At 57.1% G+C, this 19952-nt stretch carries 18 protein-coding genes; 6 read left to right on the forward strand and 12 right to left on the reverse strand.

Annotated features, from left to right (window positions below):
* Window positions 1-137 precede the first annotated feature (137 nt).
* The 4 genes from AB8996_RS06840 to AB8996_RS06855 form a co-directional block, all read right to left on the reverse strand.
* On the reverse strand, window positions 138-440 hold the full coding sequence (locus AB8996_RS06840) for a DUF2087 domain-containing protein (protein WP_369298230.1): 303 nt from the start codon (window positions 438-440) through the stop codon (window positions 138-140).
* A 40-nt stretch (window positions 441-480) separates the two neighbouring features.
* The gene (locus AB8996_RS06845) at window positions 481-1425 is read right to left on the reverse strand and encodes an AraC family transcriptional regulator (protein ID WP_369298231.1); all 945 of its coding nucleotides are present in this window, start codon (window positions 1423-1425) and stop codon (window positions 481-483) included.
* A gap of 13 nt (window positions 1426-1438) precedes the next feature.
* Window positions 1439-2140, reverse strand: coding sequence for a transglycosylase domain-containing protein (locus AB8996_RS06850; protein WP_369298232.1), 702 nt, complete (start codon window positions 2138-2140; stop codon window positions 1439-1441).
* 108 nt (window positions 2141-2248) lie between these two features.
* Window positions 2249-2635 (reverse strand): DUF3783 domain-containing protein, encoded by a 387-nt coding sequence (locus AB8996_RS06855; RefSeq protein ID WP_369298233.1) that lies wholly within the window; start codon window positions 2633-2635, stop codon window positions 2249-2251.
* A 178-nt stretch (window positions 2636-2813) separates the two neighbouring features.
* Between AB8996_RS06855 and AB8996_RS06860 the strand changes: the two genes are divergently transcribed.
* A complete protein-coding gene (locus AB8996_RS06860; RefSeq protein ID WP_369298234.1) occupies window positions 2814-3182 on the forward strand; it encodes a metal-dependent transcriptional regulator in 369 nt (122 codons plus the stop codon).
* A 70-nt stretch (window positions 3183-3252) separates the two neighbouring features.
* Here AB8996_RS06860 and AB8996_RS06865 read toward each other — a convergent pair whose 3' ends face one another.
* The gene (locus AB8996_RS06865; RefSeq protein WP_369298235.1) at window positions 3253-4644 is read right to left on the reverse strand and encodes a TrkH family potassium uptake protein; all 1392 of its coding nucleotides are present in this window, start codon (window positions 4642-4644) and stop codon (window positions 3253-3255) included.
* A 25-nt stretch (window positions 4645-4669) separates the two neighbouring features.
* Window positions 4670-5203 carry a QueT transporter family protein gene (locus AB8996_RS06870; protein ID WP_369298236.1) on the reverse strand — a complete coding sequence of 178 codons (534 nt, stop codon included), beginning with the start codon at window positions 5201-5203 and terminating at the stop codon, window positions 4670-4672.
* A gap of 310 nt (window positions 5204-5513) precedes the next feature.
* Between AB8996_RS06870 and AB8996_RS06875 the strand changes: the two genes are divergently transcribed.
* The 3 genes from AB8996_RS06875 (at window position 5514) to AB8996_RS06885 (ending at window position 8514) form a co-directional block, all read left to right on the forward strand.
* The gene (locus tag AB8996_RS06875; protein ID WP_369298237.1) at window positions 5514-6578 is read left to right on the forward strand and encodes an ABC transporter substrate-binding protein; all 1065 of its coding nucleotides are present in this window, start codon (window positions 5514-5516) and stop codon (window positions 6576-6578) included.
* 195 nt (window positions 6579-6773) lie between these two features.
* A complete protein-coding gene (locus tag AB8996_RS06880; RefSeq protein ID WP_369298238.1) occupies window positions 6774-7727 on the forward strand; it encodes an ABC transporter permease in 954 nt (317 codons plus the stop codon).
* Window positions 7720-8514, forward strand: a complete 795-nt coding sequence (locus AB8996_RS06885) for an ABC transporter ATP-binding protein (RefSeq protein WP_369298239.1) — start codon at window positions 7720-7722, stop codon at window positions 8512-8514. The genes AB8996_RS06880 and AB8996_RS06885 overlap by 8 nt, the downstream gene beginning before the upstream one ends.
* A 159-nt stretch (window positions 8515-8673) precedes the next feature.
* Here the strand turns inward: AB8996_RS06885 and AB8996_RS06890 are convergent, their stop codons facing one another.
* The 5 genes from AB8996_RS06890 to AB8996_RS06910 form a co-directional block, all read right to left on the reverse strand.
* Window positions 8674-10779, reverse strand: a complete 2106-nt coding sequence (locus AB8996_RS06890) for a 3'-5' exonuclease (RefSeq protein ID WP_369298240.1) — start codon at window positions 10777-10779, stop codon at window positions 8674-8676.
* A 342-nt stretch (window positions 10780-11121) separates the two neighbouring features.
* Window positions 11122-11439, reverse strand: a complete 318-nt coding sequence (locus AB8996_RS06895; protein WP_369298241.1) for a hypothetical protein — start codon at window positions 11437-11439, stop codon at window positions 11122-11124.
* Between the two features lie 107 nt (window positions 11440-11546).
* Window positions 11547-12938, reverse strand: coding sequence for an argininosuccinate lyase (gene argH / locus AB8996_RS06900; protein WP_369298242.1), 1392 nt, complete (start codon window positions 12936-12938; stop codon window positions 11547-11549).
* An 83-nt stretch (window positions 12939-13021) separates the two neighbouring features.
* Window positions 13022-14248, reverse strand: coding sequence for an argininosuccinate synthase (locus AB8996_RS06905; RefSeq protein WP_369298243.1), 1227 nt, complete (start codon window positions 14246-14248; stop codon window positions 13022-13024).
* Window positions 14249-14511: 263 nt separating this feature from the next.
* Entirely contained in the window at window positions 14512-15240 is a 729-nt protein-coding gene (locus tag AB8996_RS06910) for a TVP38/TMEM64 family protein (protein ID WP_369298244.1), read from the reverse strand.
* 211 nt (window positions 15241-15451) lie between these two features.
* Between AB8996_RS06910 and AB8996_RS06915 the strand changes: the two genes are divergently transcribed.
* A complete protein-coding gene (locus tag AB8996_RS06915; RefSeq protein ID WP_369298245.1) occupies window positions 15452-16012 on the forward strand; it encodes an RNA polymerase sigma factor in 561 nt (186 codons plus the stop codon).
* A gap of 1 nt (window position 16013) precedes the next feature.
* Window positions 16014-18488: a hypothetical protein gene (locus tag AB8996_RS06920; protein ID WP_369298246.1), complete on the forward strand. Its 2475-nt coding sequence runs from the start codon at window positions 16014-16016 to the stop codon at window positions 18486-18488.
* Window positions 18489-18579: 91 nt separating this feature from the next.
* Here AB8996_RS06920 and hflX read toward each other — a convergent pair whose 3' ends face one another.
* On the reverse strand, window positions 18580-19842 hold the full coding sequence (gene hflX / locus AB8996_RS06925; RefSeq protein WP_369298247.1) for a GTPase HflX: 1263 nt from the start codon (window positions 19840-19842) through the stop codon (window positions 18580-18582).
* Window positions 19843-19952: the final 110 nt, after the last annotated feature.

The raw sequence follows: 19952 nt of genomic DNA on the forward strand, positions 1-19952 counted from the left end.
TTTTTCCACTTTTTCTCCCTTTCACTAAAGTTTATCCATTCCACCTGCATAGCAGGTGGTTTCTTTATTGGTATAAAGACGGGACGTGCTTTTTCAAAACACGTCCTGTTTTTGGATCATATCTGAAATTTTCTTTCCTACCGGGCAGGGGCTTCCGTTTCCTGCCGGGGTTCCGGCTCAGGAGGGGCTTCCAGCCAATAAAGGGAGCCGTCCGGCTTTCTGTTCAGGAAATAATTGTTGTACAGCTCCCGGCGCAGGGTAGCAGGGTCATGGAAGGTGTGCCACTCATTGAGCAGGGCGTTGACCTCTTTTTCCGTATATCCGCGCCCCTGCTCAAATTTGCCTGCAAGATAGGCGACGGCTTTCAGCTTTTTCCCGCGCTTTGCCGGCAGGGCGGTCAGCCTGCCCTCATCGTCCAAAAAAGGTTGCAATTCTTTCATCATAATTCCCCATTCTATGATTTCAAAGTATTTCAAGGGCTTACGCCTGGCGGCGGTAATCCCTGGGGGAGCACCCGAAGCGCTCCCGGAAGACCCGGTAGAAATAGCTGGTATTTTCATAGCCCACGGCGGAAATGACGTCCTGCACCGGCAAACGGGTCTCCAGCAGGAGGGACGCCGCTTTCGTCAGCCGCTTTTCCAGCAGCAGTTCCTTAAAGGTGCGCCCGGTAGCTTCATGGACGGCGGAGCTCAAATAGGGCAGGGACACGTGAAGCTCCTTTGCAAGCCATGTCAGGTCCACCGTGCGGTAGTTTTCCTCGATCTCCCGCAGGACGGTGAGCACCTGGCTGCCGCCGGACGTTTCCAGCTCCTGGGTGTAATTCAAAAGCTGTAACAGCAGCAGACCCATGGTGATCTGATTGATCTTCCGGGCGTTGGGCTGGGGATAGACGATGCTCCACGCCAGATTTTCCACCAGGTTCTGGACAATGGGCACGTCTGCCACGCGGAAATGGAGGCAGCCCATATCGCCGCCGCTTTGCCGCAGCCCGCCCACCAGAAATTTCCCCACCACGTTGCCCGTGCCGATCAGCTCCAGGGCATAATCGAAAAACTGGGGCAGCACGATAAAATTGACGCCGATATCGTTTTCCTCTGCCCGGCGCACGGCATGGGACACGTGCTGATTGAGGAACAGCAGCTCTCCCGCCCGGAGGGTCAGCGGCGGCTCGCCGTCAATGGTGTGGACCGTCTGCCCGCTGCACATATACATGATCTCGATATAATTGTGGGCGTGCCGGGGAAATTCCGCAAAGCGGGTATGGGGGCGCACGGTAATGAGCTTTCCCTTTGCCAGCAGCTTTTCACTGTCCACTGTGAAATCCCGGCTCGAGGTGTAAAGCGTCCGCTCCACCCTGCCCCCCGCCAGAAGCTTTTCCTCCTCCGGGGTGATTTTCCGCAGCTCGCGCATCAGCTCTTCCCGCACGGTGCAGCCTCCTTTATGACAGGAGCGCCGCTGCCTCCTGCCGGGTCAAATATTCGTGCTTTACCATCATGTTTACCACCTGGCGCTGCCGCTGCCGGGCAAGGTCGGGGTTCTCTGTCAGATCGTACACCGAGGGGGCGTTGGGAATGCCTGCCAGCAGGGTGCATTCATCGTCGGTCATGGCGGCGGGCTCCTTGCCGAAATAGGACCGGCTCGCTTCCCCCACGCTGTAGCAGCCGTTGCCGAAATAAATGCTGTTGACGTACAGCTCGAAAATTTCGTCCTTGCTGTACTGTTCCTCCAGCTTCCACGCCAGGAAGACCTCGGCTACCTTCCGGGTCAGCTTCTTTTCCTGGGTAAAATACAGGTTCTTCGCCAATTGCTGGGTGATGGTGCTGCCGCCCTCGTCCAGGGACATGGTGCAGATATCGTTCCACAGGGCTCTGCCGATGGCGATAAGGTCGATCCCGTTGTGGGTATAGAACCGATGGTCCTCCGTTGCCAGCACGGCGTTCCGATAGGTCTCAGGCAGGTCGTCAAATTCGGTATAGCTGCTCTGGGAGCGAATCTCAGCCACCCGCACGCCCAGCGGCGTCTCCTGCAAGGCGGCTTCGCACATCTGATAGCCCTGAAACGTGATGATCCCTGCGCCGCACAGCCCCAGGACAAATAAAACGATCAGCAGGCTGCGCAGAATTTTCCAAGCTTTTTTCACGGGGCTTCTCTCCTCTCTCGTTACTGTCTTCAGTTTAGGAGGAAGTCCTTGCAAAAAGCGGGCGGTATTTCTTACAAAATTCCAAAGCTGCCTTACAAAAACGAAAGGTCAGCCGGAATGGGCTGTTTTTCCCGCCGCCATTGCTTCATGCTCCCTTTGCAGCTCGTCGCGGAGCTGAAAGGAGTCCCACCCGGCATTGGTGGCGGTAAGGACCGCTTTCAGCGCCACCGGGGGAATCTTCTTCCGGCGGAAGCCCTGCAGGAAATGGTCGGTCTGCGCCGGGGTCAACCCCGCCATGACCAGCATTTCTTCGGGGAAGACCTTTTCCGCAGCCTGACCCTCCGCCGTTTTCCCGGAAAGCAGGTCGGAAAGCGTCAGGCTGTATTCCGCAGGGGAAACGCTTCTCGCCCGCAGCTTCATGGTCAGGCACAAAAGCTTGATCTGCCTGCCCTTGTCCGTATCCAAATTGTACAGCAGCACAGTGGGCACCGCCATTGCACACACCCCTTCTCGTGTTTGGGATTTGTTTTCAGGATAACATATTCCGGGAAGCATTGCAAGATTCCCGCCGGGGAGGCCGCTTGCAATGGGCAGGAAAAGGGGATATAATGAGATCATTACAAGGTATAGCCGAAAGGGAATCACGCGCGGAACAGGTTGGGAGGAAACAGCTTTGGCGAAAATACAGGAATCAGCGGAAAATTATCTGGAAACCATTTTGATCTTACAGCACCGAAACGGCTCTGTGCGGTCCATCGACATTGCCGCGGAGCTGGGGTTCAGCAAGCCCAGCGTCAGCGTCGCCATGAAGAACCTGCGGGAACAGGGCTGCATCACCGTGGACGGCGGCGGCTGTATTTCCCTGACGGAGAAGGGACAGCGCATTGCCGAGGGGGTTTACGAGCGGCACACGCTGTTCTCCCAGTGGCTGGTACAGCTGGGCGTTGATCCGCGCACCGCCGCCGAAGACGCCTGCCGTATCGAGCATGTCATCAGCGAAGAGAGCTTTCAGGCGATCAAGCGCCATGTCAACGGGAAGTGACCCCCGCTTTTTCCATGAGAAAGCCCGCCCTTTTATCAGGGCGGGCTTTTCCGCGTAAAAATTTGGACTGTCAGCCAATCAGCATTCTGCCCTCCGGCAGCACGGAATCCCCCCCGCCTCGGCGCCCCATCAAAATGGACAGACCGAAGGATACGGGACCTACCCTGCCCACGAACATGGTAAAGCAGAGAAGCAGCTTGGAAACAGGCTCCAGCCGCGGGGTCACATTGGCGGAAAGCCCCACCGTGGCAAAGGCGGAGGTGGCCTCGAACAGGCAGTCCATAAAGGAAACGGTAGCGTTGCAGTTGCTGATGACGCCTGCGTCCACAAACACCAGCAGCAGCCCGAGGATCGCCACGGTCAGCGCCTTGTGCACCATGCTGACGGAAAAGCGATGTTTCAAAATGACAGGCTCCTCCCTGCCCCGCATAGTGGAAAGCACCGTGACCATCAGCACCACAAAGGTGCTGATCTTAATGCCGCCCGCGGTGGAGCCGGGGCAGCCGCCGATAAACATCAGAATACAGGTGACCACCTTGGTAAAATCATGTTCCCCCGCCGTGCGCACCGAGGCAAAGCCGGCGGTCCTGGTGTTGGTGGACTGGAAAAACGCCGCGTTCAGCTTTTCAAAGAAATTCAGCCCCTGCATGGTGTTGTTCCATTCCAAAACCAGGAACAGCAGGGTGCCCAGCACCAGCAGCACCGCCGTGCCCCGCAGACAGATCTGAGAGAAAAACTGCAGCCGCACCGGCTCTTTTCCATGAAGGCGGGTGCGGATACGGCACTGGTAAATATCCTGTACCACCACAAAGCCCAGACCGCCGATGATGATAAGCGCCGATACGGTCAGGCTGACCAGCGGGTCGCCGGCAAAGGCGGTCATGCTGGAATTGCCGGGGACGTTGCCCAAGATATCGAACCCGGCGTTGCAGTAGGCGGACACCGCCACAAACACCGAAGCCCAAATGCCGTTCTGCCCCAAAATCGGCACGAAGCGTATCATCAAAAGCCCCGCCCCCAGCGCTTCACAGGCAAAGGTAAAGCCCAGCATCAGCTTCATCAGGGAAACGGCGTCCACCGCGCTGCCGCCTGTGGATTCGCTGGCAAGCATGATCTCCCGGATACCCAGTTTCCGGCGTACCAGCAGGGTAAAGCCGATGGCGAAGGTGGAAAAGCCCAGACCGCCCAGCTGGATCAGGAACAAAATGACAGCCTGCCCAAAGGGGGACCAGTACGAGGTGGTGTCCACCACGGAAAGCCCGGTCACGCAGGTGGCGGAGGTGGCGGTAAAAAAGGCGTCCACGGGGTTGGTTATTTTTCCCGCGGCGGAGGAAACGGGCAAAATCAAAAGCAGCGTGCCTAATAAAATCAGCACAAAAAAGCTGACCACGATAATGCGCACCGGGGCTGCGTTCTTCACACGTTCTCCAAGGCTTTTTCCCTTTTCCAGCGGTCGTTTCATCATTCGTTCTCCTTTTTTACATGGGTCATGCAAATATCTTATCCGCCGCCCCGGTCCGGCGCAGGAGCAGCAGCAGGGGGAGCCCCAGCACATAGCAGACCGTCAGTTCTCCCAGCCCTACGGAAAGCGCGCCCGCGCCGAAAGCGACCCAGGAGAAATTTGCCCAGGAAAATCCTGCATCGGACAGGCAGGCGACCTCCAGCCCGACAATGACGGTATTTGCCACCACCGGGGGCAGGGGCGCCAGCCACGGGACGCCCTTCCACTCTACCCGCGCTGCCGCCCGTGTGCCGATGGCAGCCAGCAGGGTCGCAGCGGTGCCGAAGACCCAGTCCACCACGCCAAGGGGACTTGCCAGGTTCGAGAGGAAGCAGCCCAGGCTCAAGCCGGGAACTGCCGCCGGGGTGAATACGGGCAGAACAGTCAGCGCTTCCGAAAAGCGGAACTGTATGGGTCCGTACGCCAGATTCACTGCCGCCGCCACATAGGTGAAGACAGCGTACAGCGCCGCGATCACGGCGCCCTGCGCCAGAAAGCGGACTTGTTTTGAAGTTTTCATGCTTATCGTTCCTTTCTGAACTAGTATTTTTTAAGGTCAGGATATCGCGACTGACCACAGCCTGCCCCATCGGGCGAAAACTGCAAAAGCTAGGATACTCCTTTTCCATGAAAAATGCAAGCCGCTTTCCGCTGTTTTCCGAATCTATCCCGGAAATTTTCGGAACGTGCCGGAGGGGGTTGACATTTTTTTGCAAGATGATATAATAAAACTTGCGATTCGCTTTAATGCTGTAAACCGTTAAATGCCCAAAATCGCAGAGAGACCGCTTCCCGCGGTCCATTCCAAATATTTCAGGAGGTCCTAGATCATGAAAAGAAAGCTTTCTTCCCGGCTGCTTGCCGGGGCACTGTGTGTTTTGCTGCTGCTGGCGCTTGCCGCCTGCAGCGGCGGCAATACCAACTCTTCCGTTGCGAAGAGCAGCACGGGGTCTTCCACTGTGTCCGCCGAGCCCGCGTCTGAGCCGTCAGCCGCCGGCACCGGCAATGAAGACGCCGAGTACCATGTGGGCATTTGCCAGCTGGTTCCCCATGAGGCGCTGGACGCCGCCACCAAAGGCTTCCGGGACGCGCTGACCGAGGAATTTGGCGACAAGGTCGTTTTTGACGAGCAGAACGCCGCCAACGATTCCGCCACCTGCGCCACTATCGCCAACGAGTTTGTGACTTCTAAGGTAGACTTGATCCTGGCAAACGCCACCCCTGCCCTGCAGGCTGCCGCCACTGCCACCAGCGACATTCCCGTGCTGGGCACCTCCGTCACCGAATACGGCGTGGCGCTGGGGATCAGCGGCTTTTCCGGCACGGTGGGCGGCAACGTTTCCGGCACCTCCGACCTTGCCCCGCTGGACCAGCAGGCGCAGATGATCAAGGAATGGTACCCCGACGCCAAGACGGTGGGGCTGCTGTACTGCTCCAACGAAAACAACAGCCAGTACCAGGTGGACACCGTGCAGGGATATCTGGAGGAGCTGGGCTATACCTGCACCCAGTACCCCTTCTCCGATTCCAACGACATGGCTGCCGTCACCCAGACTGCCGCCGACAACAGCGATGTGCTCTATGTTCCCACCGATAACACCTGCGCTTCCAGCACCGGCATTATCGACAACATCTGCCGCCCTGCCAAGATCCCGGTATTCTGCGGCGAGGAGGGCATTGCCAAGGGCTGCGGCGTTGCGACCCTTTCCATCAGCTATTACGATCTGGGCGTTGCCACCGGCAAGATGGCGGTCAAAATTCTGAAGGGCGAAGCCAATATCTCTGAAATGCCCGTCGAGTACGCCGCCAACTTCACCAAGAAGTACAACAAGGAAATCTGCGACGAGCTGGGCGTCACCCCGCCCGAGGGCTATGAAGCTATTGCGGCGGAATAAGCAGTTGATTTGAAAAAAGGCGACGGAAAAGGGACTTCCCTTTTCCGTTGTTTTATGATATACTGGACGCTGGATTCTGGATACTAGATGCTAGAAAGGGCGCAAGGGCGTTTCTGTCTGCTTTTTTGCCCCCCTGCTCCACTTTATCAGGGAATTTTTGGTTTTCATACTTTTTGTTTGGAGGTTCCTTTCCTTATGGCTGATTTTATCAACGCCCTGCCGGGTGCGGTCTCCCAGGGGCTGATCTGGGGCATCATGGCGATGGGGGTGTACATCACCTACAAGCTGCTGGACATCGCGGATTTGACGGTGGACGGCTCGTTCTGTACCGGCGGCGCTGTTTTCGTGGTACTGTTTTCCTCAGGCGTGAACCTCTGGCTGGCGCTGCTCGCCGCCTTTGCCGCCGGACTGCTTGCCGGGCTGGTCACCGGGCTGCTCCATACGTTCTGCGGCATTCCCGGCATTTTGTCCGGCATTCTGACCCAGCTGGGGTTGTGGTCGGTGAACCTCGCCATCATGTCCATGAAGGCAAATGTGGCGATCAATGTGATCGACCAGACCAACCTGAACCGGCTGCTGGTCTCGCTGCGGTTCGTGCAGGACGTTGCCCAGGGAAACCGTCCTTTCTACCAGCACCCCATTTTCGTGGTGGGTATCTTTACACTGGTGATCATCGCGCTGCTGTACTGGTTCTTCGGCACGGAGCTGGGCGCTTCCCTGCGGGCGACAGGCGCAAACGCCAACATGGCGCGGGCGCAGGGGATCAATACCGATGTGGCAAAGGTCATCGGGCTGATGCTTTCCAACGGTCTGGTGGCGCTGTCCGGCGCGCTGCTGTCCCAGTTCCAGAGCTTTGCGGATTCCAGCATGGGCAAGGGCGCCATCGTCATCGGGCTGGCGGCTGTCATCATCGGCGAGGTGCTGTTCTCTAAAATTTTCCGCAACTTTGCCCTGTCGCTTCTCAGCGTGTCCATCGGCGCGGTCATCTATTATGTGGTGATCCAGGCGGTGGTCAGCCTCAGCGGCATCAACACCAATTATCTGAAGCTCATCTCCGCCCTGCTGGTGGCGCTGTTCCTCTCCGTTCCTTACTGGAAAGGAAAATATTTCTCCAAGTCCGCGAAGAAAGGAGCGAAGCAGAATGCTTGAAGTCTCCCATGTCACAAAAGTTTTTAATCCCGGCACGGTCAACGAAAAGATCGCCCTGAACGACGTTTCCCTGACCCTGAAGGAGGGGGATTTCGTCACGGTGATTGGCGGCAACGGGGCGGGAAAATCCACCCTGCTGAACGCTGTCGCCGGGGTGTTCCCCATCGACAGCGGCAGCATTACCATCGGCAATGTGGACGTGACCAGGCTTTCCGAACACAAGCGCGCAAGCTATATCGGCAGGGTGTTCCAGGACCCCATGCTGGGCACCGCCGCCACCATGCAGATCGAGGAAAACCTGGCGCTGGCTTCCCGCCGGGGCAAGCTGCGCACCCTGCGCCGCGGCATTACCCGGCAGGAGCGGGAGCGCTACCGCGAGCTGCTGAAAACCCTGGACCTCGGTCTGGAGGACCGCATGACCTCCAAGGTGGGGCTGCTTTCCGGCGGGCAGCGGCAGGCGCTGACACTGCTGATGGCAAGCCTTGTCAAGCCCCGGCTGCTGCTGCTTGACGAGCACACCGCCGCCCTTGACCCCAAAACCGCCGCCAAGGTACTGGAAACCACGGAGCAGATCGTCCGGCAGGACAACCTGACCACCCTGATGATCACCCACAATATGCGGGACGCCATTGCCCACGGCAACCGGCTTATCATGATGTACGACGGCAAAATTGCCCTGGACATTTCCGGCGCGGACAAGAAGAAGCTGACGGTAGAAGACCTGCTGGACAAGTTCGGGCAGGCGACAGGCTCCGACGAAGCGGACGACAAGCTGCTGCTAGGATAAATTTACAAAAATAACCTTCCTGGTTTTTGGGGAACGCGGCTGCCAAACCTTTCCCATGATACCCGAAGGTTATTTTTAGTTTCGCCTTTTCCCGTTTGAAGGTGCAAAAAGCTCCGATAGAAAATTCTATCGGAGCTTTTTTTGCGGTTCTGCTATTTTTCAGGCTTTTTCGTCCGGCAGAAGCGGCGTGGGCGTTCCCGTACACGTCAACAGCAGCTTGTGCATGGCGCGGGTACAGGCGACATACAGAATATTCCTGTCAAAGTCGGTGTGGTACGTTTCCTCGTTTGCCCAGGGGATCAGCACTTCGTCAAATTCCAGTCCCTTGGACATCTGAACCGACATGACGGAAGCGCCATTGTGGAAGGATTTGCTGTCCGGCAGGATCAGGTTCACCTCCGCCCCGCGCTCCTTCAGCTTCTCGTAAAGAGCCTGCGCCTCCGGGTTCGTCCGGGTGAGGATACCCAGTGCGTTATAATCGCTTTGGTGGAACTCGCCGATCGTTTGCAGCAGCTGCTCCAATTCCTGCTCCTCCGTGGAGAAGGTCAACAGCTTCGGCGGGTCCCCGTGGCGCTCCACAGCCTGGAAATCCTGGGCTTTGGCGATCTTTTTCGCGTAATGGATGATCTCATAGGTGGAGCGGTAGCTCTTTTCCAGCCGCATCAGGGACGAGCCCTCATACAGTGCGTGCAGGTCCTCCAACGTGTACTGGCAGTTGGGGTTGATGGACTGCCCAAAGTCTCCCAGAATGGTTTTGGGGCACTGGAACAGGCGGTTGAGCACAGCGTACTGAATAGGGGTGTAATCCTGCATTTCGTCGATGACAAGGTGCTTGATGAGCCGGCTCTCCTGCACGCCTGTGAAATAGGACTGGAGATACAGGTATGGGTACACATCGTTCCATTCCAGAATCCCTTTCTTCACCGGCTTGTACATTCTGGTTTCCCCCAGCCACGCGTAAAAGCCCTTATAGGCGGCAAGGGTGGTTTTGTAGACCAGCATTTTCCGCAGCACCTGGAAGATCACGTTCCGATGGGGCGGGCGCTCCTCCCGGAGAAATTCGTTTTCCAGCCGGCTGTGGATATCGTCCGCCACCTGTTCCAGCCGCTTGAGCAGCGGGAAACGCCTGTAGATCTGCACCCGCTCCCGGATCCAGTCCGCCGGAACGGAAAATTCCCCAAAGACGAAATCCTGGGGCTGAAAGGCAAGGGTGGGCAGTTTTTCGATAAACTCGTCCATCTGGCGGACAAAATCCGCGGTGCCCTTGAAGCGCACCCGCTTTGTCCACGCGGGGTCATCGGTTTCCAGCGGGTTTTTCTCCCCCACGAAATCCACGCCGTCTTCGATCTGGATCAGCGCCAGATCTTCCAAGCTTGCTTCAAAGATGGGTTCCTCCCCCAGCTCCGGCAGCACCCCGGCGATGTAATCACCGAACACCTTGTTGGGGGAAATAATGGTGACGTTCTGCGCCTTGATGGTATCCCGGAACCGATAGAGCAGGAACGCCACCCGGTGCAGGGCGATGCTGGTCTTGCCAGAGCCTGCCACGCCCTGAATGATCATCACGTCCGCTTTCTCGTCCCGAATGATCCTGTTCTGCTCCTTTTGAATGGTGGAGATGATGGATTTCATCTTTTCATCGGAGGTGTGGGCAAGCTCCTGCTGCAAAATGTCGTCCTGAATATTCTGAGAGCTGTCGAAGGCGAACTCCATTTCCCCGTTTTTGATCTTGAACTGCCGCTTCAGCACGATCTCGCCCTCCACCTTTTCCTCCGGGGACATCAGGGTAGCGGGAGTGGTGTAAAACGCGGGACCCGTTTCAAAATCGTAAAACATACTGGCAACGGGGGAACGCCAGTCGATGATGAGAAGCTGCTTCTCCTGGCGAAAAGCGTACAAGCCGATATAATAGGGGAGCGTTTCCTCCTGCGCGTGAAAGTCTATCCGGGCAAAGTAGGGAGAATCCTGCACCTTTTTCAAACGGTTCAGGTACTGCACCGCCGAAGCGCCGGAATTGTTCACCTCCTGCATGATGCGCTCGGTCTGGAACATTTCCTTGGCGTCTCCCTCGCCGTGGTGATCCACCATGTACTGCTGCAGCTCCCGCTGCTCTTCCTCCATGCGGTCCACCCTGTCCTGGGCGTCCTGCAGCTCGCGCAGGACACGCTCCTCGATCTCCCGCAGGCGGGCAGCCTCCTCCGGGAACTGTTCGGCGGCGGTTCCCCCGTTTTGGAGCGGCTCCTGCTGTTCTTGCGCTTTGTTCATGACCATTCCTCCTTTTTGTTCCGGTTGACCGGTCTGAAAGATTCCTGAGACGTAACGAGTATAGCAAAAAATTTTTGAAAAGACTAGACTTTTTCTTTGCGGTATGGTATGTTATATATTACATGTGGTCAAAAATCGATTTTGACCGTTTTTGCCGAACAAAAAAACTTGCCATTCGCCGGGTTGCGCCGGAAACGGTAAGTTTTTCTTTTTGTCCTTCTTTCCTTTTTTGTGGGAAAGGAAGCTTATCATATCACAGGGAGCCTTCCCCTGTCAACCGATTTTTCGGCAGCCAGGCTCCGCCGTTCTGAAAACCGCCGAGGCTTGGGAAATGCCCCCATTTTATTGCCACGCAAGAACCATCGCCGCAAAAAGAAAACAATAGAGCGCGATAATGAGAAGCGTTCCGGCAACGGCGCCCAGCAGCAGCCTTCGCCAAAGCTTTCCCGCGCCCAGCCGCCGGGACACCGGAAGCCCGATCAGCCCGCACAGCGCCAGACCGCCTGTCCCAAGAGGGAAGATCGGTTCCAGCAAAAGCTTTCCCATGGCGAAAACAGCAAACAGCAGCACCGTGAGAAAATTGCCGTACAGCAGGATCGCCAGCGCCGCCGCCAGCCTGTCCCCAGCTGTCAGTTTAGTTTTCTTTTCCTTGTCTCCCATATGCTCTCCTTTCCATCTGCGGTGGACGATCGTGAAGCTGCCTGTATCAAAGCCGAAAGCGACCCTCCCGGCTGCAGCTATCTTACGCCCTTTCTAACATCTAACGTCTAACAACTACTATCTATGCGCCGAAGAAGCTCCAACACCCGGTCGGCTTCCCGCTCGACGTTTTCCGGGGCGGGTCCGCCGATGACGTTCCTGCCGTTCACGCAGCTTTCCAGAGCGACCGCCTGATACACGCCCTCGTCAAAGCCGGGATAAAGGGTCTGGTAGTCCGGCAGGGGCAGGGTCTCTAAAGTCAGACCCTTTTCGATGCACAGGGCGACCAGCTCCCCGGTGATCTTATACGCGTCCCGGAAGGGAACGCCTTTTTCCGAAACGAGGTAATCGGCGCAGTCGGTGGCGTTGATGAATCCCCCGGCAGCCGCGCCCCGCATTTTTTCTTTCTTCACGGTCATGGTGTCCAGCATGGGGATCAAAGGCGTCAGGCACAGCTTCAGGGTATCCACCGCGTCGAAAATGGCGTCCTTATCCTCCTGCATATCTTTGTTATAGGCAAGGGGCAAGCCCTTCAGCATGGTGAGCAGCGTCACCACATCGCCGATCACCCTGCCGCTTTTGCCCCGGATCAGCTCGGCAATGTCCGGGTTCTTCTTCTGGGGCATGATGCTGGACCCGGTGGAGAAGGCGTCGTCCAGCTCGATAAACTGGAATTCCCAGGAGCACCACAGCACCAGCTCCTCGCAGAGCCGGGACAGATGCACCATGGCAAGGGAGCAGGCAAAGGCAAGCTCCGCGCAGAAGTCCCGGTCGGCTACCGCGTCAAGGCTGTTGTGGCTCACATCCGCAAAGCCCAGCTTTTGGGCGGTGTACTGCCTGTCCAGCGGATAAGTTGTCCCTGCCAGAGCGCCGCTGCCCAGAGGGGAAATATCCATGCGGGACAGCGCGCCGTCAAAGCGGTCAAAATCGCGGAGAAGCATTTCGCAGTATGCCAGCAGATGGTGCCCGAAGGTGACGGGCTGCGCCCGCTGCAGGTGGGTGTACCCGGGCATGACGGTGCGGCTGTGCTGCCGCGCTTTTTTCGCCAGGGTGAGGACCAGCTCCTCCAAAAGGGAGACAAGCTCTTTCCCCTCCTTTTTCAGGGTCAGGCGCAGGTCCAGCGCCACCTGGTCGTTCCGGCTGCGGGCTGTGTGCAGGCGTTTGCCGGTATCGCCCAGGCGGGCGGTAAGCTCCTGCTCCACAAAAGTGTGGATATCCTCGGCGTCGGGATCGATGGGCAAAGCGCCCGTTTCCATATCCTCCCGAAGCTTTTGCAGCTCCGCCTGGATCTTTTCACTTTCCGCCTGGGAGATGATCCCCTGTTTGCCCAGCATGGCGGCGTGGGCGATGCTGCCCTCGATATCCTCCCGGAACATACGGCTGTCAAAGGAAATGCTGGAATTGAAATCGTTGGTCCTGGGATCGGCTTCTTTTTGGAACCGCCCTTTCCACAGCTTCATAAGCCCGTCTCCATTCTTTGAATTTCTATGGCAAGCGGCGGGGCTTATACTTTAAGAAACCCGCCGCTCAAAAAGGTACTGCTTTATTTGTCGTATGTCAAGCCCTTTTTCGCCTGTACCTTGATGGGCAGACCGAAGAGATTGATGAACCCTGCGGAATCCTTCTGGTCATAGACCTCGTCCTCATCGAAGGTGGCGATATCCTCATCGTAGAGCGAATAGGGAGAGGTCACCCCGGCGTCGATGATGTTGCCCTTGTAGAGCTTCAGCTTCACATCTCCCGTGACCGTTTCCTGGGTGGAATCCACAAAGGCGGAAAGCGCCTTTCTCAGGGGCGTGTACCACTGCCCGAAATAGACCAGCTCCGCAAATTTCATGGCGACCTGCTGCTTGTAGTGATAGGTGTCCCGGTCAAGGCAGATCTCCTCCAGCTTGTTGTGGGCGTGGTACAAAATGGTGCCGCCGGGGGTTTCGTACACGCCACGGGACTTCATGCCCACCAGCCGGTTCTCCACGATATCCGCCAGCCCGATCCCGTTTTCGCCGCCCAGCTTGTTCAGGGCTTCCACCATTTCCACGCCGGAAAGGGTCTTGCCGTCCAGCTGGGTGGGAATGCCCTTTTCAAAATGGAGGGTCAGGTAAGTGGGCTTGTCGGGGGCTTCCAGCGGGGAAACGCCCAGCTCCAGAAATCCGGGCTTTTCGTACTGTGGCTCATTGGCAGGGTCTTCCAGATCCAGCCCCTCATGGGAAAGGTGCCACAGGTTCTTATCCTTGGAATAATTCGTTTCCCGGTTGATCTTCAGGGGTATCTGGTGCGCTTCTGCGTAGTCGATCTCTTCTTCTCTGGACTTGATGTTCCAGATACGCCACGGGGCGATAATTTTCATCTCGGGGGCAAACGCCTTGATTGCCAGCTCGAACCGCACCTGGTCGTTGCCCTTGCCGGTGCAGCCGTGGCAGATGGCATCGGCGCCTTCCTTTTTCGCAATTTCCACAATGCCCTTGGCAATGATGGGACGGGCAAAGGAGGTGCCCAGCAGGTACTTGTTTTCATAGACCGCCCCTGCCTTTACCGTGGGATAGACATAATCCTGCACGAATTCTTCTTTCAAGTCCAGCACGTACAGCTTGGAAGCGCCGGTCTTCTTCGCCTTTTCCTCCAGGCCGTCCAGCTCTGTTCCCTGCCCCACGTCGCCGGAAACGGCGATCACTTCGCAGCCCCCGTAATTTTCCTTGAGCCATGGGATAATGATAGAGGTATCCAGTCCCCCGGAATATGCCAGCACTACTTTCTTGATCTCGTTTGCCATGTTCTTTTCCTCTTTTCCAAAATTGTTACGGCTTTGGCTTTCCGCCGCCGCCAAATTGTGCCTTTTCTGAATGGAGCATTTATTATTATACACTGATTTTTGAAAAAAGCAAGGAGAATTTGCATATTTATACATTCTCACAAAAAGTGCCGCTTCCCGGAAAAAGTTTTTCCGCAAAACGGCATTTCAAAGCGGCAGAGCCCCGCAGATTCCTTCAAAATCCCGGCTCTCCAAAAAGCCGGAAGCTCAAACCGTATGCAATTTTATGCAGCATGGCGCTCTCCATGTTCTTCGGCAGGCTGCCGCGCCTCCTTTTTCTGCTTTCTGCGGGTATAGCGCGTATAGCCCAGCAGCCCCAAGCCGCTGAGGGCGGCGGTAATCAGGAACACCGCGGCCGCAAAGGCATAATTTTGGGTTCCCAGCGCGTCGCCGCCAATGGTGGAGGTGACCACCGAAGGGATACGGGCGGTGAAGGTGAGAAATATCCAGAAGGGCAGCTTCATGGAGGTCAGCCCGGCAAGGTAGGTCATCACGTCCTTGGGCGTGCCGGGGATCAGGAACAAAATGTAGGTGACGGTCTTCAGCCGCTCCTCGTTTTGCAGGAATTTCAGGGAATGCAGCTTTTCTTCGGGAATAAACAGGGTGACAAAGCGCAGCCCGAATTTTTTCACAAGCAGGAACACAATGGTCCCGCCCAGCACAGCGCCCAACAGGCACAGCAGCGTTCCTTCCCAAACGCCGAAGGCATAGCCCGCGCCGATCTCCAGCGGCTCGCCCGGCAGGAACGCCACTACGATCTGAAACGCCATCATGCCAACAAACGCCAGCCGCCCCCAGATACCGTGGGCGTTTACCCACTCGCGGAACTGCTCCGGCTGGGAGACAAATTCCAGCATGGGCTTTCCCACGTACCAGCACAGCAGCCCGGTAAGCGCCAGTGATACGGCTAAGGCTGCCAGCGCCGCGGCGCGTTTCCTTTTCAGCGGATCCATCACACTTCCCCCTATCGGTTTTCTTATGCTGCATTCAGTATAGGGGGAGAATCTCAAATTTTTTTCAAGGAAACCTTACAAGAAGCTTTCCAAAAATTTTTTTGATTTTTTCGGAAAAACCTGTCATACTTTTTCCAAAAGAGGTAGAAACAGGGTTGAGGACGTCACTCAAACGAGGATATGATTCAGGGAGTAAAAGGAGGCGACCCCTATGGACGACAGGGAGATCGTAGCGCTGTACTGGGAGCGCTCCCAGACAGCCATTGAGGAAACACAAAAGCAATACGGCGAAAAGCTGCGGCGGCTGGCGGAAAACCTGCTGGGAAATTTCCAGGACGCGGAGGAATGCGTCAATGACGCCTGCCTGGGCGCCTGGAATTCCATTCCCCCCAGCAAGCCCGACCCGCTGCTGCCTTACCTCTACCGCATTGTGAGGAACCAGGCGCTGAACCGCAGGCGCTCCGGCAGCGCCCGGAAACGGGGCGGCGGTGGGTTCGACGCGGCGCTGGAGGAGCTGGAAGCAGTGCTGGTCTCCCCCACGGGCAGCCCGGAGCAGGAGCTGGACGCAAAGGAGCTGGGACAGCTATTAGACAGTTTCCTGCGCAGGCTGACCCACAGGGACAGGGTTCTGTTTCTGGGCAGGTACTGGTACGGGGAAGCCTATGACACGCTGGCGCTGCGGCTTGGGATATCGGAAAACGCCTGCGCCGCCCGGGTCTCCCGCACACGGAAAAAGCTGAAAACCTATCTTATAAAGAAAGGAGCGCTGTAACATGACAAAAGAAAAATTTTATCACGGGCTGACGGAGATCAGCGACAAATATATCAAAGAGGCGGATATCTTCGGACCTGTAAAGCCGGAAAAGGTCTCCCCCGTTTCCACTGTTCTCCGCTGGAGCTGCGCCGCTGCCGCCTGCCTAGTGGTGGGGATAGGCGTGTGGCTGCTGGGCAAAAACGGGCTGCTGCCCATCGCTTCGGTGCAATCCCAGCCGGGAGGGACGTCTTCCCTGAGCAGCGCCGTCAATGGCACGGAGGTGCTTTCTGAAAACACGGTCACCATGAACCGGGACGGCAGCCTGACCTTTGCAAACCCGGAATTTCAGGAGGTACAGCGGGTGTTCCTGCGCCATGAGCCGGTGGTCGTCGGCGAAATGCGGGAAGAACAGGGAATGCCCGTTCTGGAAGCCTCCGACGGAACAAAATACGCCCTGCCCGAAACCGGGGATCCTGCGGACCGCATTCTCACGCTGACGCTGCCCCTGTTCGTGGCAGGTCGGTACGAAGCGGCGGACCGCACCAATCTGTTGTGGCAGCTTTTGGAAACGGATTACTATTTCTGCAAGCCGGAGGACGGCTCCCCCGCCTATCTGAAACCTGTTTCCCGCTTTGACGGGCTGGCCGGGGTGATCGGATACTATGACGAGGAGCACGTGTACCATGCGGAGCAGCCCCGGTACGCCGAAGAAGATAACTATGCAGACCTCCTGCGGGAGTTTCAGGGAGCGGAACCGGGAAGCGGAAGCACGCTGAGCGTATCCGGCGAATCCACGGACGGTTCCGCGGAGACCGCCAGCGTGCCGCCGGAATCCCCCCGGGACCTGGAAGGTCCTTACGAAAAATGGGAAAGATACGGCGGCGAGGACTTGATCTACAAGCTGCTCTATTCCTATCTGGAGCAGAACGACCTGCTGGAATACGCCCGGGTGCAGCTGCCCGGCGTCAAGGAAATGGTGGAGCTGAGCCGCTATGCGAAAGGAAGCTCCAGCACGGTTCAGCCGTCCGACGTTCCCCTGCTCACCAGGGACGCGCTGTATATCAGCAAGGAGGGGGATTTGTACTTTGCCAATTCAAAATATCAAAAGCTGTACTTTGCCTTTGGAGCAGACAGCCGGAACGTAAAAACAGGTGAGGACGCCGTTTCGGAAGCGGGAGACGATTCCTGCACCATGGTCTTAGACCTTATCCTGCCTTACTACATGATAGGCAAATATCCAGTGGACGGCGAAACCTCTCATCTGCTCTGTCTGCTGGAAGAACAGCAATACGGATTTTTTGAGAAAGACGGGGAAAAGACCGTAAGACCGATTGGCGGCTACAGCGACATTGCAGGCATGACGGCGGTAAAGGACGCCGGCGATGCGTTTGCTCCCGGACGGGAACCTGCATGGTACCCCGGCGATGGAAAACGATATGTTTCCTCCATTGCGGAATTTACCGGGCTGACTGAGGAAGAAACCTCCGCTCTGCTGGAAAAGGCGGAGCAGAAGAGAAACGCCTTTAATAAAGACGGGGAACAGGCGGGAGATATTTTCCAGCAGCTGCTGTTTGCCTATATGTCCCAGAACGATCTGACGGGCTATCAGCTTCAGGACGGCGAGTACCGCCTCATTACAGACGAGGAGCTTCACGCCGCCGCCATGCGCAACGAAACCGCAAAGCAAAATGTGTCCTTGAGACAGGAGCAAAAAGCAGCGCAGGACGGGGCGAATACCGCCGGCAGCTACACCCCCACTATTACGAAAGAAACGGCAAAAGCACTGGTCAACGAGTACCGAATGCAGGAATTTGTGAACCGGGAAACTTATCCCCTCGCTTCCCAGCTATTGGTGGATTATTCCTATATCGTTCTGGAAAACGACCCGGACAACAACATCAGGCTGACCTGCCGGATCGCGTTCCAGCTCCAGGACCCGGACGACTCGGAAGCCCGCGCCTACTGGGTCACGGAAAACACAGAGGAGGGCACCGAGGCTTACGAGGGCTATTGGGTCACTACCCGCAATGTCTACGCCAAATGGGTCTACCCGCCCAGTGAGCCGACGGAGGGCAAGTGGGTCTTTACAGGCTCGGAAGAGCTGGCACAGAGCGGCGAAGTGCCTTATTGGGAAGAGGTACGGCGAGTAGCAAAGCAACAGGCGCAAAATTATGTAAACCAATGGCTTTCCAACACAGAGCACCCCCTTGCGGAATGCTTCTATCAAAATCTCCGGGTGGAGGCGATCTCTGAAGAAAAGGGCTATTTCCGTATGGCGCTGCGCATGGTGTTCAAGCCGAAAAATGAAGAAAGCCTTTCCTACTGGATGGCAGGAAACACCAAGCCGGGCACTGGAGAAAACGAAGGCTATTATACCGCTGCTCGTGGAGTGGAGGTAGAGAAAATCGACGGCGTCTGGACGATCACAGACAGCGGCACCGGCGGATTTACCAACGAAGGCGGCGTGGAAGCCGTGGAATGGACCATCGAGTAAAAAACGCGATTCAATCTGAGAAAAATTCCTTTCTTGCGCAAGGAAGCCCTGAACCATATCTGGTTCAGGGCTTCCTGTTTTTCTTTTGGATTCAGCTTTTGATTTCGTACTCTTTCACAACCGCGTACAGCCGCTCGCTGAGACGGGCGGAAAGGCGCAGCCCCTCCGGCACGTATTCCTCGGAGAGCACCGCCCCCTCCTCCCGAAGCTTCGCCGCCACGCCGCTTTTGGAAAAGGGAAGCAAAAGCTCCACATCAAAGGTCTTTTCCGGCAGGTTTTCCTCGATCGCCTGCACCAGCCCGTCAATGCCGTCTCCGTTCAGGGCGCTGATACGGACGGCGCCGGGGATACGCAGGGTGGATTCCGGGTCCTCCACAGCGTCCCATTTGTTCAGCACGGGGATCACCGGGCTGGGCGTTTCCTGCCCTTTCCCGGTGTTCAGGCTTTGCAGCAGCTCTTCGGTGACCCGGAGATGTTCTCCCGCTTCCGGGTTGGAAGCGTCGCAGATATTCAGCAGAATGTCGGCGGCCGCCGCCTGCTCCAGGGTGGATTTGAAAGCTTCCACCAGATGGTGGGGCAGGCGGCGGATCAAGCCCACCGTGTCGATGAGCATGACCGTTTTTCCGCAGGGCAGCTTCAGGGCTCTGGCGGTGGGGTCAAGGGTGGCGAAAAGCTTATCCTCCGCCAGTACGCCCGCCTGGGTCAAGCGGTTCATCAGGGTGCTTTTCCCGGCGTTGGTGTAGCCCACCAGCGCCACGGTGACCGTGCCGTTTTTCTTTCTGCGCCTGTCGATCACGCCCCGGGCGGCTTCCACATCGCCGAGCTGTTCCTTTAAGGCGCTTATCCTCCGCCGAATGTGCCGCCTGTCCGTTTCCAGCTTGGTTTCACCGGGTCCCCTTGTGCCGATGCCGCCGCCCAAACGGGACAGGGACGTGCCCTGCCCACTGAGCCTGGGCAGCATATAGCGGAGCTGGGCAAGCTCTACCTGAAGCTTGCCCTCCCGGCTTCTGGCGCGCTGGGCAAAAATGTCCAAAATCAGCATGGTGCGGTCTATCACCCGCACGCCGCAGAGCTTTTCCAGATTGCGTATCTGGGTGGGCGTCAATTCCCTGTCGAACACCACCATGTCCAGCTCTTCCCGCTTGACCAGCTCCGCCGCTTCCTCCGCCATGCCGGAGCCCAGGCAGGTCGCCGTATCGGGAGAGGGGCGCTTCTGCATAAGGGTAAACGCCGGTTCCGCCCCGGCGGTGCGGGTCAGCTCCCCCAGCTCCAGAAGAGACGCCTGGGCGTCGTATTCCCCGGTGTCCAGAGAAACAAGCAGCGCCCGTTCCTGCTTTTCTTCATTTTCAAACATAGCGTTCCTCCCGTTCCGACAGTGAAACCTGCTTCTAATTACAATAGGGTTCCCCGGTCTGTTCTGTTCAGTCTAGCATTTCCTTGTTTCCCTGTCAATATGTCCATACC

The sequence above is a fragment of the uncultured Neglectibacter sp. genome (genome assembly GCA_937958185.1).
Lineage (GTDB): Bacteria > Bacillota > Clostridia > Oscillospirales > Acutalibacteraceae > Acutalibacter.

Excerpts from the sequence above, each read along its gene's own strand:
- AB8996_RS06840 (WP_369298230.1), bottom strand. The coding sequence starts at position 440 with ATGAAAGAATTGCAACCTTTTTTGGACGATGAGGGCAGGCTGACCGCC.
- AB8996_RS06855 (WP_369298233.1), bottom strand. The coding sequence starts at position 2,635 with ATGGCGGTGCCCACTGTGCTGCTGTACAATTTGGATACGGACAAGGGC.
- AB8996_RS06865 (WP_369298235.1), bottom strand. The coding sequence starts at position 4,644 with ATGAAACGACCGCTGGAAAAGGGAAAAAGCCTTGGAGAACGTGTGAAG.
- AB8996_RS06870 (WP_369298236.1), bottom strand. The coding sequence starts at position 5,203 with ATGAAAACTTCAAAACAAGTCCGCTTTCTGGCGCAGGGCGCCGTGATC.
- AB8996_RS06875 (WP_369298237.1), top strand. The coding sequence starts at position 5,514 with ATGAAAAGAAAGCTTTCTTCCCGGCTGCTTGCCGGGGCACTGTGTGTT.
- AB8996_RS06880 (WP_369298238.1), top strand. The coding sequence starts at position 6,774 with ATGGCTGATTTTATCAACGCCCTGCCGGGTGCGGTCTCCCAGGGGCTG.
- AB8996_RS06885 (WP_369298239.1), top strand. The coding sequence starts at position 7,720 with ATGCTTGAAGTCTCCCATGTCACAAAAGTTTTTAATCCCGGCACGGTC.
- AB8996_RS06890 (WP_369298240.1), bottom strand. The coding sequence starts at position 10,779 with ATGAACAAAGCGCAAGAACAGCAGGAGCCGCTCCAAAACGGGGGAACC.
- AB8996_RS06895 (WP_369298241.1), bottom strand. The coding sequence starts at position 11,439 with ATGGGAGACAAGGAAAAGAAAACTAAACTGACAGCTGGGGACAGGCTG.
- argH (WP_369298242.1), bottom strand. The coding sequence starts at position 12,938 with ATGAAGCTGTGGAAAGGGCGGTTCCAAAAAGAAGCCGATCCCAGGACC.
- AB8996_RS06905 (WP_369298243.1), bottom strand. The coding sequence starts at position 14,248 with ATGGCAAACGAGATCAAGAAAGTAGTGCTGGCATATTCCGGGGGACTG.
- AB8996_RS06910 (WP_369298244.1), bottom strand. The coding sequence starts at position 15,240 with ATGGATCCGCTGAAAAGGAAACGCGCCGCGGCGCTGGCAGCCTTAGCC.
- AB8996_RS06915 (WP_369298245.1), top strand. The coding sequence starts at position 15,452 with ATGGACGACAGGGAGATCGTAGCGCTGTACTGGGAGCGCTCCCAGACA.
- AB8996_RS06920 (WP_369298246.1), top strand. The coding sequence starts at position 16,014 with ATGACAAAAGAAAAATTTTATCACGGGCTGACGGAGATCAGCGACAAA.
- hflX (WP_369298247.1), bottom strand. The coding sequence starts at position 19,842 with ATGTTTGAAAATGAAGAAAAGCAGGAACGGGCGCTGCTTGTTTCTCTG.